Origin of the sequence: Nocardia sp. No.11 (assembly GCF_038752175.1) — a bacterium.
Classification (GTDB): Bacteria; Actinomycetota; Actinomycetes; order Mycobacteriales; family Mycobacteriaceae; genus Nocardia; species Nocardia canadensis.
This window is the reverse complement of sequence record NZ_JBCGFB010000160.1, coordinates 1-11,830: the sequence shown is the minus strand read 5'-3', so window position 1 is coordinate 11,830 and position 11,830 is coordinate 1. Positions and strand designations below refer to the sequence as shown.

At 70.2% G+C, this 11,830-nt stretch carries 10 protein-coding genes and 1 tRNA gene; 8 read left to right on the top strand and 3 right to left on the bottom strand.

Annotated features, from left to right (window positions below):
* The 3 genes from V8688_RS29005 to V8688_RS28995 all read left to right on the top strand — a co-directional run.
* The coding region (locus tag V8688_RS29005; RefSeq protein ID WP_342802122.1) for a DUF4129 domain-containing protein at positions 1 to 979 on the top strand (979 nt) is incomplete at its 5' end.
* Positions 976 to 1,965 carry a MoxR family ATPase gene (locus tag V8688_RS29000; protein WP_218716020.1) on the top strand — a complete coding sequence of 330 codons (990 nt, stop codon included), beginning with the start codon at positions 976 to 978 and terminating at the stop codon, positions 1,963 to 1,965. The genes V8688_RS29005 and V8688_RS29000, both read left to right, overlap by 4 nt.
* A 4-nt stretch (positions 1,966 to 1,969) precedes the next feature.
* Positions 1,970 to 3,265 (top strand): DUF58 domain-containing protein, encoded by a 1,296-nt coding sequence (locus tag V8688_RS28995; RefSeq protein ID WP_218716019.1) that lies wholly within the window; start codon positions 1,970 to 1,972, stop codon positions 3,263 to 3,265.
* A 90-nt stretch (positions 3,266 to 3,355) separates the two neighbouring features.
* Here V8688_RS28995 and V8688_RS28990 read toward each other — a convergent pair whose 3' ends face one another.
* Entirely contained in the window at positions 3,356 to 4,102 is a 747-nt protein-coding gene (locus V8688_RS28990) for an RDD family protein (protein WP_218716018.1), read from the bottom strand.
* 18 nt (positions 4,103 to 4,120) lie between these two features.
* Here V8688_RS28990 and V8688_RS28985 point away from each other — a divergent pair, with 18 nt between their 5' ends.
* Complete coding sequence (locus V8688_RS28985; RefSeq protein WP_218716017.1) at positions 4,121 to 5,155, top strand: stage II sporulation protein M; 1,035 nt, start codon at positions 4,121 to 4,123, stop codon at positions 5,153 to 5,155.
* Positions 5,156 to 5,839: 684 nt separating this feature from the next.
* Here the strand turns inward: V8688_RS28985 and V8688_RS28980 are convergent.
* Positions 5,840 to 7,270, bottom strand: a complete 1,431-nt coding sequence (locus V8688_RS28980) for a hypothetical protein (RefSeq protein ID WP_342802123.1) — start codon at positions 7,268 to 7,270, stop codon at positions 5,840 to 5,842.
* A gap of 80 nt (positions 7,271 to 7,350) precedes the next feature.
* Here V8688_RS28980 and V8688_RS28975 point away from each other — a divergent pair, with 80 nt between their 5' ends.
* The gene (locus V8688_RS28975; protein WP_342802121.1) at positions 7,351 to 7,980 is read left to right on the top strand and encodes a methyltransferase domain-containing protein; all 630 of its coding nucleotides are present in this window, start codon (positions 7,351 to 7,353) and stop codon (positions 7,978 to 7,980) included.
* 642 nt (positions 7,981 to 8,622) lie between these two features.
* Here the strand turns inward: V8688_RS28975 and V8688_RS28970 are convergent.
* Positions 8,623 to 8,705, bottom strand: a tRNA-Leu gene (locus tag V8688_RS28970).
* A gap of 219 nt (positions 8,706 to 8,924) precedes the next feature.
* Between V8688_RS28970 and V8688_RS28965 the strand changes: the two genes are divergently transcribed.
* The 3 genes from V8688_RS28965 to V8688_RS28955 all read left to right on the top strand — a co-directional run.
* On the top strand, positions 8,925 to 10,331 hold the full coding sequence (locus V8688_RS28965; RefSeq protein WP_218716015.1) for a DUF3662 and FHA domain-containing protein: 1,407 nt from the start codon (positions 8,925 to 8,927) through the stop codon (positions 10,329 to 10,331).
* A gap of 168 nt (positions 10,332 to 10,499) precedes the next feature.
* Positions 10,500 to 10,976, top strand: a complete 477-nt coding sequence (locus V8688_RS28960) for an FHA domain-containing protein (RefSeq protein WP_218716014.1) — start codon at positions 10,500 to 10,502, stop codon at positions 10,974 to 10,976.
* On the top strand, positions 10,973 to 11,830 hold an 858-nt coding region (locus V8688_RS28955), incomplete at its 3' end, for a protein phosphatase 2C domain-containing protein (protein ID WP_342802120.1). The genes V8688_RS28960 and V8688_RS28955, both read left to right, overlap by 4 nt.

Genomic DNA, 11,830 nt, shown 5'->3' with positions numbered 1-11,830 from the left:
CGAGCATCGGGCCGCCGCCGAGAACGCCGCCGCCCACCGCGACTACGACCGCGCGCTGCGGGAACGCTTCCGCGCCGTGTTGCGTGCCCTCGAGCAGGGCGGCACCCTGCCGGTCCGGCGCTCGCGCACCGCGCAGGAGACCGCCGACGACGCGACGACCGCGCTCCCGCTGGAGCAGTCCACCGAATTGCATCCGGCGGCACGCAGTTTCGACGAGGTCGTCTACGGCGGCCGCGCCGCCACCGAGGACGAGTACCGCAGACTCGAATACGCCGACCGCTACTCCCAGTCCGCGCCGCCGCCGGTCGCCGAGCCGGTCGAACTCGAGATCGCCGAGCGCGCGCCCAGGCGGCGCAGGCAGCTTCCGCCGCTGCCCGCACTGCTGCGCAGTCCCAAGTTCTGGGCGACGCTGGCGGCGGTCCTGGCACTGTGCCTGCTGCTGTACGCCACGATGCAGTCGTGCGGCGCGCCCGACGCACCGCCGCCCCCCGACGTTCCCGACCTGCCCGATCCCCCTGATCCGCCCGATGATTCGGACTACGACCCCGATTTCGGCGCGGGCAAGGATTCGATCTTCACCAGCCTGCCCGCCTGGCTGGCCTTCGGCGGGTTGCAGTTCCTGATCGCCTTCGGCGTGCTGATGTGGTGGCGGGGCCGCAGGCGCGGCGCGCTCGTCGGCGAACCGCGACCGGTCGAAGTCGCCGCGAACGAACTGCTCGCGGGCCAGGCGGGCCTGTACCGTCGCTCCGGCGATGTCGAGCACGTGGCCCGGACGCTGCGCACGGCGACGCTGCGCCGGATCCGGCCGCGCCTGGGCGCGCGCGATCTGACCGACGATCAGCTCGTCGCCGCGGCGGCCACCCGCCTCGGCGCGCCCGCTCAGCAGATCGGCACCGTCCTGTTCGGCCCGGTGCCGGACGAAACGACCCTGTATTACGTTGCCGCACACCTCGAATGGATCGAGACGGAGCTCGGATGACCGACATCACCAAGAACACCACCCCGCAGCCGAGCGCGGCGGAAGCCGGTGCGGCGCTGGCCGCCCTGCGCACCGAGATCGGCAAGGCCGTGGTCGGCAACGACCAGGCCGTGCTGTACCTGGTGCTCGCGCTGCTGTGCCGCGGCCACGTGCTGCTGGAAGGCGTTCCCGGCGTGGCCAAGACGCTGCTGGTCCGGGCGCTGGCCACCTCGCTGGCGCTCGACCACGCCCGGGTGCAGTTCACTCCCGACCTGATGCCGGGCGATGTCACCGGTTCGCAGATCTACGACCCGCATTCGGCCGAGTTCACCTTCCGCCAGGGCCCGGTGTTCACCAATCTGCTGCTGGCCGACGAGATCAACCGCACCCCGCCGAAGACGCAGTCCTCGCTGCTGGAATCGATGGAGGAGCGGCAGGTCTCGGTGGACGGACAGCCGCGACCGCTGCCGGAGCCGTTCGTCGTCGTCGCGACCCAGAACCCGATCGAGCAGGAGGGCACCTACCCGCTGCCCGAGGCCCAGCTCGACCGGTTCCTGTTCAAAGTCGACATCCGGCTGCCCGACCGCGACGACGAGTTCCGCATCCTGCAGCGGCACGCGAGCGGCTTCGACCCGCGTGACCTCGGCGCCGCCGGGTTGCGACCGGTGGCCGGTCCCGAACACATCGCGGCCGCCCGCGCCGCGATCGCGCAGGTCACGGTGAGTCCCGAGGTGCTGGCCTACATCGTCGACCTGTGCCGCGCCACGCGCAGCTCGCCCGCCGTCGCGCACGGCGCCTCCACCCGTGGCGCGACCGCGCTGCTGGCGGCCGCGCGCGCGTTGGCCTGGCTGAACGGGCGCGGCTACGTCACCCCCGACGATGTGAAGACCGTGGCGGTCCCGGTGCTGCGGCACCGGCTGCAGTTGCGGCCCGAGGCCGAGCTGGACGGGGTGAGCACCGAGGGCGTGCTCTCGTCGTTGCTGGTCTCGGTGCCGGTTCCGGTGTAGCGGCGTGGTCGTCACAGGCCGGTTCGCGCTGCTCGCGGCGATCGCGGGCGCGCTGGTGATGTTCCTTGTGCCGTCGTGGGTGGGCGTGGTCGGCGCGAGTGCCGCGCTGCTCGCGCTCGCCGTATTCGACCTCGCCCTCACCGCGCGGGCCGACACGCTCACCCTCACCCGCGATCCGCTGACGGTGGTGCGGCTCGGCCGCGGCGCCGAGGTCGAACTCGTGGTCACCAATACCGGCACGGCCACCGTGCGCGGCCTGCTGTGGGACGCCTGGCCCGACAGCGCGCGGGCCGATCACCGCGCCCATCGGCTCGACCTGGCACCGCGCACCCGCGTCCGGCTGCGCACCGCGCTCACCCCCACCTATCGCGGTGACCGGGTGGCCGGTCCCGTCACCGTGCGGCTGCTCGGTCCGCTGGGGCTGGCGGGCAGGCAGTCCCGTATCCCTGTGCCCGCCCGGGTGCGCGCCTTGCCGCCGTTCCGCAGCGAACGGCTGCTGCGATCGAAGGTGAAGCGGCTGCACCATCTCGAGGGCCGCAATGTCGCGAACACGCGCGGCCAGGGCACCGAGTTCGACTCGTTTCGCGAGTACGTCGCGGGCGACGACGTGCGCAGCATCGACTGGCGGGCCACCGCCCGCGCCGCCGACGTCCTCGTGCGCACCTGGCGGCCCGAACGCAACCGGCACGTGCTGATGGTGCTCGACACCGGCCGGGCCAGCGCGGGCCGCGTCGGCGACGGCACGCGACTGGATTCCTCGATCGAGGCGGCGCTGCTGCTCGGTGGGCTGGCCGCGGCCGCAGGCGACACCGTCGACCTGCTCGCCTACGACCGGCGGGTGCGGGCCGAGGTGACCGGCGCGGGCGGACATCAGCTGCCGCTCAAACTTATGCACACCCTCGCCGGAGTGACCCCACAGCTTGTGGATACCGACACCACCGGCCTGGTGCGGACCGTGATCTCCCGGGTCCGCAGGCGGGCGCTGATCGTGTGGTTCACCAGCCTGGACGGCCCGACGGTCACCGAGCACCTGCTGCCCGCGCTGCCGACGCTCACCAAGCGGCACCGGGTCCTGATCGTCTCGGTCACCGACCCGGAGATCGCCGCCGCCGCCCGTGATCGCTCCACCGCCGAGGCGGTCTACACCGCGGCGGCGGCCGAGACCGTGCTGGCCGAGCGGGCGCTCGTGCAGGAATCACTGCGCAGGCGCGGGGTCGCGGTGGTCGCGGCGGCACCCGACCAGCTGCCCGAAGCACTCGCCGACGAGTACCTGGAGCTGAAGCAGTCCGGCTCCCTGTGAGTTGTGGACAACCGGAGTTGTCCCCCGTCGCTCACAGCCCATCCACCGGTTGACCAACATGTTGTGCACAGGGCCAGGTCATCCACAGGCTCAGGCGCGCGAAACCTGCTGTCGCCGAGCCAGCACCGCGCCGAGCACGTGATACGGCGGATACCCGGTCGGCACCGGGCGCTGCACGGCGGCGCACACCGCGGTCACCAGCTGGGTGCCGAGATGGTGCTGCGCGGCCGGGGTGAGCGTGCGCAACCTGGTCAGATACTGGCGGACCGCACCGGCCAGCTCGTCGGACAGGCCACTCGGGTCGAGCTGGGCCGCCCAACCGCTCAGCCACGGCGGCGCGACGGCGAGCGCGGGCATCGGCAGGCTCTGCCGGGTGTGCACGACCACGGTTCCGGCGAGCACGTCACCCACCCGTCTGGCATCACGCGAACACAGCGAGCTGATCACCGCGACCGCCCCGAAGGCGCCGAGCATCCAGAAATCCACGATGGCGCCGGCCAGCCCGCGGGTCAGCGCGTGCCGGAAATCGATCGGCCCCGCGTCGGCGCGCACCACCCGCAGCCCGAAGGCCAGCTTCCCGATCGAGCGACCCCGCGAGACCGTCTCGCTGCACACCGGATAGACGATGAGCACCGTCACCAGCGTGACCACCCCGGTGACGTCGTACCAGGCCGAGTCGGCGTCGGCCGCGATCAGCGCCAGCACCGCGCCGTAGGCGAGCATGAACGCGAGGGTGAGCTGGAGGCACAGGTCGAGCAGGAAGGCGCCCGCACGGCTGGGGATCCGCGCGATCGGGAGCTCGAGCGCCACCGCTTCGCCGGTGGTGAATTCAGCCATGTGGCTAGCATTCCCGATATGGACACCGATGCCTACAGCTGGGCGCATCAACGGTCGTGGCATCGGTTGGATCAGCTGGTCCGCCAGCGCAAGCTGTCCGGCGCCGAGGCCGACGAACTCGTCCGGTTGTACCGGGCGGCTTCGCAACAGCTTGCGAAGATCCAGGGTCAGCCGGCCGATCCCGATCTCGTCGCCGGGCTCAGCGTGCTGCTCGCCCGGGCCAGGGGGCGGGTGCTGGCGGCCCGATCGCAGCCCTGGCGGGAGATCGGCCGGTTCTTCACCCGGCACTTTCCCGCGGCTGTGTATCGCGCGTGGCCGTGGTGGGTGGGGGTCACCGCGATCTTCCTCGCCGTCGCCGCTGTCATCGCGGTACTTGTGGACAACTCCGCGGCGGCCAGGAAAGCACTGGGGATACCGGAGGGCGACACCGATATCGTCACCGGACCTGGGGGAACGTTCGAGACCTACTACACCGAGCACCCCAACGACGCCTTCGCCGCCCAGGTGTGGACCCACAACTCGCTGGTCTCGGCGATCGCGTTGTTCACCGGCGTGCTGATCCTGCCCGCTGTGTACGCCCTGTTCATGAACGCGCTGAATCTGGGGATAACCGGTGGATTGATGGCCGACGCGGGCCGGCTCGAATCCTTCTTCGGCTTCATCCTCCCGCACGGCACCTTGGAGCTGACCGCGCTGTTCGTCGCGGGCGGGGTGGGGTTGAAGCTGGGCTGGACGCTGGTCGACCCCGGCCGGCGTAGCCGCGCGGCCGCCATGGCCCGGCAGGGCAAGGTGACCGCGACGGTGGCGCTCGGCCTGGTCGCGGTGCTGCTGGTGTGCGGTCTGCTGGAGGGCTTCGTGACGCCGAGTCCGCTGCCCGCGCCGGTGCGGATCGCCTTCGGGTTCGCCGCCGAGGCGGCATTCCTGTTCTACGTGTTCGGCATCGGGCGCCGGGTGGCCGAGGAGCAGGACGCCGCGGCCGCGCTGCCGCCCGCCCTGCCCGATCCCGCCGACCGTTGGCTGACACCGACCGCAAAGGCGCTGTACCGCGCCTGAACTCGCATCTGCACGTGCATTTGAACGGCAGGCAACTCTGAGCACACCTCGCCGAAACGGCGCCGGACAATCGGCAGCTACGCGAGGTTACGAGATGGTGTCGAACTCCCCCATTTGAGTTCCGCTGGCCGCAGCGAGTCGGGCTCGAGCTGCGGCCAGCGTTACCGTCAACTGTACACAATCGTTATGCCCACGCAACCCCCAACGCGCAGGTCCGGGGTACTGATTGCGAACCAGCAAACATCTGTGAAGGCACCGATTTTCACAGTCTCAGCTAACTTCCGGCGCTACCCTGAAGCCGCTCTCGCCCGCACCGAGAATTCACCTACGGCAAACCTTCGAAATCGACTCACCCATCACTCGCCATCGCGCGGCGCCGGTATTCCCGGCGGTTGCCGATGATCTTGCAAACGTGCTTGCATAGCCGATCACCTGCGGATTCGGCAACGGAATTTCGATAGCCTGAGTCGAATCGCGATAAAAGAGACTCCAAGTTTGTTTACAGGGCTGCAAACAAGATCAGCGCCTAGCAATCAGGCCGTAGCGCCTGTCACGAGGCCATAATTTGGACAGGCGACCGGTTGCGAACGGTCCGCCGAACGGCGTGAGATCGGCACGCGAACGCCCGGAATACGGCCCGCTCCCGGCACTGTGATCTTCGCCTCACACAGGCATAGGCCGTGCTCAGCCGACCCGGACGACCCCCGTTACCGTGCCCTGCAGCAGAGCGCCGCCGTGGGTGATGAGCGCCGCCATCTGCAACGGGTCCTCCGCGACGGTGCCGGGCAGCGCTCGCGCGGCGCGGACCGCACCGGTCGCCGGATCGAGGACGACGTACTCGAAACCGTCCAGCGGCGTCGTCGCCTCGGGCCCGACGCGACGCAGGGTGTGGATACCGCCGTCGGCCAGCGACAGGCGCGGCACGGCGGCGCTGCGCACCGGGCTGTCCCACACCGGCACACAGCCGTCGGCGGTCAGGTCGACCCTGGTCAGCCCGCCGTGGAAGGGCGCGGTCGCGGGGACGGCGGGCCCGGCGCCCTCGGGCACCGTCGGGTAGGGATAGCCGTAGGTGCTCGCGACGAAGATCGACGTGCCCACCGCGATCGGCGAATTCTCGCTGCCCGCGCCCGCCGTGGTGAGCACCGGCACCGAGCAGACCCGCGCGCCCGACCCCGACCGCAGCACGAGCAGATTCACCCGGCCGTCGGCGTTGTCGACGATGGTGAGGTACTCGTCGCCGGTGACCGGACCGAAGTAGGTCGGGGTCGATCCGGTGCCCCAGCTGAGCTGGCCCGGCTTGCGCGCCGCGCCGCGATCGTAGGGCGCGCGCCAGAGCACCTCGGGCAGGCCGTCTTTCGCGCGCAGTTCGTAGAGCGCGTGTGTAGTCGCCACGGCCACACCGCCGTTCGGCGCCGAGGAGATGCTGTTGGCGATCTGTTCGCCGGTGGGCAGCCGCACCGTCGACACCCGGCCCGCGTGATCGGCGAATCCGACGACGCCGTGCCCGGTCGCGAACCAGACGTCGCCCGACCAGTCCGGAACCAGCCCGGTCACGTTGTCGCCCTGGGGAATCGATCCGGACAGGTCGGCCTGTTCCGCGGCCCGCAGCCAGTACCGGCCGTCGCCGTCGCGACCGTGCGCGACGCGCAGCAGTCGCCGGTTGCCGTCGACGACCACGAGTTGATCCCCGTTGTCGAGGTAGGCGTACACACCGCCGAGCAGGCTGCCCTTGGCCAGCGGCAGCGTCGCGAGCGCGCCGGTGAGCGGGCCGGGGGCCGCCGGATCGAGCAGGAACACCGTCGGGGTCTGGCCCGCGATGGCGGTGCACAGCCCCACCACCAGGCCGTCGGCGCCTTCGAGCAGCGTCGGGCAGGCCGCGCCGAGGGGATACACGGTCACCGGCGCGCCCGGCGCCGGACCGGCGAGCGGGGTGACATCGGAGGAACCCGCGTCGCCGTGCATGGTCGCCGTGCCGAGCGGACCGAGAAACGGATTGGCCGCCGCGAGCGGACCGGTGACCGGTCGCGCGGTCTCGGCGCTCGCCGGTCCGGCGCAGGCACAGGCCGCCGCGAGGGCGACAGCGGCGAGGCGGACGGCGGCGCGGCGGCGAGAGATCACGGGCTGTATCGAACCGCACCGCGCGCGCGAGCGGAAGGTTTCGGATCCGTGTCACCGCGCACGCCTACGATGAGCCCATGCCCGGGGTCAAGGATCGACTGCTCACGACCGTCGCCGATCAGCTCGGCAATCCGCACGGAACGCTCGGCAAGGTCGTCGCTTTCGTTCTCAACCGCGGCAACAAGCGCGCCATCGCCGCCGCCGTCGACGCGACGGGGGTGGCCGCGGGCGCGACGGTCGCCGATATCGGCTTCGGCGGCGGTATCGGGCTGACGCTGCTGCTCGACCGGGTCGGCCCCGGTGGTGTGGTGCACGGCATCGAGCCCTCGGCCGACATGCTCGCCCGCGCCCGCTCGGGGTTCGCCGGGCACGGGCGCATCGTCTTGGCCGAGGGCACCCTCACCGCGCTGCCGCTGCCCGACGCGAGCCTGGACGCGGCGATCACCGTCAACACCCTCTACTTCCTCGACGAGCTGCCCGCCGCCTGCGCCGAGCTGGCTCGCGTCCTGCGGCCGGGCGGCGCGGCGGTGGTCGGGATCGGCGATCCCGACGCGATGGCCGCGATGCCGTTCACGCCGTATGGATTCACCCTGCGGCCCGTCGCCGACGTCGTCGCGGCGCTGGCCGGCGCCGGCCTGACGGTCGAGCAGCGCACCCTGGCCAACCCGCCGATTCCGCATCACCTGCTGATCGCCCGCAAGGACTGAGCGGATCAGCGGATCTCGGTGATGTCGCCCAGTTTCCAGCTGCGGTCGAAGTACAGNACCTGCTGATCGCCCGCAAGGACTGAGCGGATCAGCGGATCTCGGTGATGTCGCCCAGTTTCCAGCTGCGGTCGAAGTACAGATCGACCGAACCGTCGGCGTTGGTCACCAGCTCCGCGTCGCGGGAACCGCGCGGTGTGTCCCGGCGGCACCGACACGATCAGGGGACCGGTGGCGCCGAGATCGATGAAGTAGAGGATGTACGGCGTGGTGGCGTTCGCGGTGATCAGACCGAGCCGGTCCTGGTAACCCACGTAGTGCACCAGGTCGTAGTCGCCGGCGCCGAACACGTCCCGGTGCTGGGTCTGCCACTGGGCGTAGGACACCAGCGGCAGTGCCCAGAGATAGGCCCGACACGCCATCTGATAGTCGAGCTCGTCGAAGATCAAGGGCAGGTCGGCACGTGCGGGGAGCTCACCATCGGCGCGAACACGCCCGAGGCGGCCGGGAAGTAGCGGGTTCACCATCGCCCGAACCCAACGGCGACGACAACGCGTCACCTCACACGAATCGGGTGACATCCTGGGGAATATCGACAGAAACGACGAGAGGCCCGATCCTGATGGATCGAGCCTCTGGTCTCTGTGGGCGAAGGGGGACTTGAACCCCCACGTCCTTACGGACACTGGCACCTGAAGCCAGCGCGTCTGCCATTCCGCCACTCGCCCGAGCGACTGGAAAAATCTAACATGCTCCGGCGCCGAAAATAAAATCGGCCCTCTGACCTGCGGCGATGCGAGCGGATTCGGCTCGGGAACCGGGGCGGTTCGCCGGGAGTTACAGGGTTGGAGGATCGTGGATATCATGCAAGGAACGTGGTCGGGTCCGGACACGCCGTAACCAGCGTGTCGACCTGGTCGGACACGCGCACCGAAGGGAGGGCTGTGATGGGCATCGTGTCGAGATTCGAGCGTCGCTTACAGGGCGCCGTCGGTGACGTGTTCGCGAGGGCTTTCGGCGGCAGCGTCGTTCCCCAGGAGGTGGAGGCCGCGCTGCAGCGCGAAGCCGCAGATCAGGTCCAGGATCTGGGCGGTGGGCACAAGCTCGCGCCGAACAGTTACGTGATCACGATCAACGAATCCGATCACGGAAAACTCGATGCCGATCACGACCTCACGACCAAGGCGTTCGCCAAACATCTGCACGATTACATCCGCGAGCAGGGCTGGCAGACCTACGGCGAAGTACACGTGGCGTTCGAGGCATCACCTACGCTGCACACCGGAATGTTCAGAGCGAGCGGCCGCGTCGACCCCGACGCCGGTCGCGGGACCGCCCCACCTCGCCCCGAACCGCCACAACGACCCGCACACCCGCAACCAGGAGCTGGCCCCATGACGCACAACTCAGGCTACGAGCCGAGCCGAGAGCCCGCGGAGTCCGATCCACGCAATCGCGGGTACGCGCCGCCGCCCGCCCGCGGTGCGGCTCCTGGCGGTGCCTACCCCGACGAGTACGGCCAGCAGGGCGGCTACGGCGCCCAGCCCGGTTACGGTGAGCCCGGCTACGACCAGCAGGGTGGGTACCAGAACGGGTACGACAACGCGGGCGGCCAGGCCGGCTACGGCCAGCAGGGCGGCTACGGCGCCCAGCCCGCCTACGGCGAGCCCGGCTACGACCAGCAGGGCGGGTACGGCCAGCAGGCCTACAGCCAGCAGGGTGGGTACGGCCAGCAGGGCTATGCCGAGCCGGGCTACGACCAGCAGGGCGGCTACGGCCAGCCGGGTTACGCCGACCCGCAGCCCGGTTACGGACAGCAGCCCGGCTACGGACAGCAGGGTTACGCCGAGCCCGGCTACGACCAGCAGGGCGGCTACGGCCAGAACGGTTACGCCGACCCGGGCTACGGCCAGCAGGGCTACGCCGATCCGCAGCAGGGCTACGGCCAGCAGGCCGGTTACGGCCAGGAGGAGCCGGCGGGTTACGGCCAGCAGGGCGGTTACGGCGCCCAGCCGCAGGGCTACGGCCAGCCCGCCGCCGGTGCCGGATACGGCGCCGCCCAGTCCAGCTACTCGGCCACCCTGCAGCTCGACGACGGCAGCGGCCGCACATACCAGCTCCGCGAGGGCAGCAACATCATCGGTCGCGGCCAGGACGCGCACTTCCGCCTGCCCGACACCGGTGTGTCGCGCCGCCACATCGAAGTGCGCTGGGACGGCCAGACCGCGATGCTCTCGGATCTGGGTTCCACCAACGGAACCCTGGTCAACGGCTCGCCCGTACAGGATTGGCAGCTCGCCGACGGCGACGTCATCCGGGCCGGACATTCGGAGATCCTGATCCGTATCGTCTGATCCCGTAAGCTGCGCGGTGCAGGTCACGAGTCGACGCCGTCGGCCCTATGATGCTGCCATCACACGCACGGCCCCGACCTCGGGGCCCGCAAGCCAGCACGCTGGTGGGGGTGGTTCGCCCCGCACCTGCCGTACCGACGTACCCGGGCGAACAGGAGGTGGAACGCCGTGCAGGGATTGATCCTGCAATTGACCCGCGCGGGGTTCCTGCTGCTGCTCTGGTTGTTCGTCTGGGCCGTTCTGCGGACCTTGCGCAGCGATATCTACGCGGCATCCGGCATCCGGATTCAGCCGAGGGCCGCACGCGGTGCGCGCGGGTCCATCGGGCTGCCTTCCTTCAGCCGAGGCCAGAAGGGCGCCAAGTATCTAGTGGTGACTCATGGTTCACTCGCCGGCACTCGAATCACACTCGGCACGCAGCCGGTCCTCATCGGCCGTGCCGACGATTCGACGCTGGTACTCACCGACGACTACGCCTCGACCAGGCACGCGCGACTGTCTCAGCGTGGTGACGACTGGTACGTGGAGGACCTCGGCTCCACCAACGGCACTTATCTCGACCGCGCGAAAGTCACCACCGCTGTCCGTGTTCCGCTCGGTACTCCGGTCCGGGTCGGCAAAACTGTGATCGAGCTGCGATCGTGACACTTGTTCTGCGCTACACCGCGCGAAGCGACCGCGGACTCGTCCGGGGCAACAACGAGGATTCGGTCTACGCGGGCGCGCGCCTGCTGGCCCTCGCCGACGGCATGGGTGGCCACGCCGCCGGTGAAGTCGCCTCCCAGCTGATGATCGCCGCACTGGCGCATCTGGACGACGACGAGCCCGGCCAGGACATCCTCGGCAAGCTCGACCGCGCAACGCGTTCCGGCAACGCGGCCATCGCCGACCACGTCGAGGCCGAACCCGAACTCGACGGCATGGGCACCACGCTCACCGCCATCCTGTTCGCGGGCGGCAAGCTCGGCATGGTGCACATCGGCGATTCGCGCGCGTACCTGTTGCGCGAGGGCGAACTCACCCAGATCACCCGCGACGACACGTTCGTGCAATCGCTGGTCGACGAGGGCCGGATCACCGCCGAGCAGGCGCACACCCACCCGCAGCGGTCGCTGATCATGCGCGCCCTCACCGGCAACGAGATCGAGCCGACGCTGATCATGCGCGAAGCCCGCGCCGGTGACCGGTATCTGCTGTGCTCCGACGGACTTTCGGACGTGGTGAGCGACGAGACCATCGGCAACACCATGCGCGAGGGCAATACCGACGAGTGCGCCGACCGGCTCATCGAATTGGCTTTGCGCAGTGGTGGTCCCGACAACGTCACCGTCGTCGTCGCCGACGTGATCGACCTGGACTACGGCCAGAGCCATCCGATCGTCGCGGGCGCCGCCTCCACCGAGGAGGAGGAAGACACCCCGCCGCCGAACACCGCCGCGGGTCGTGCCGCCGCGATGCGCCCACCGCGCGCCCAGCCTCGCCGGGCCGCCGCCGCGCCC

What these genes read in the sequence shown, in the direction of transcription:
- V8688_RS28985 (WP_218716017.1), top strand. Translation starts at nt 4,121, where the DNA reads ATGGACACCGATGCCTACAGCTGGGCGCATCAACGGTCGTGGCATCGG.
- V8688_RS28975 (WP_342802121.1), top strand. Translation starts at nt 7,351, where the DNA reads ATGCCCGGGGTCAAGGATCGACTGCTCACGACCGTCGCCGATCAGCTC.
- V8688_RS28990 (WP_218716018.1), bottom strand. Translation starts at nt 4,102, where the DNA reads ATGGCTGAATTCACCACCGGCGAAGCGGTGGCGCTCGAGCTCCCGATC.
- V8688_RS29000 (WP_218716020.1), top strand. Translation starts at nt 976, where the DNA reads ATGACCGACATCACCAAGAACACCACCCCGCAGCCGAGCGCGGCGGAA.
- V8688_RS28965 (WP_218716015.1), top strand. Translation starts at nt 8,925, where the DNA reads ATGGGCATCGTGTCGAGATTCGAGCGTCGCTTACAGGGCGCCGTCGGT.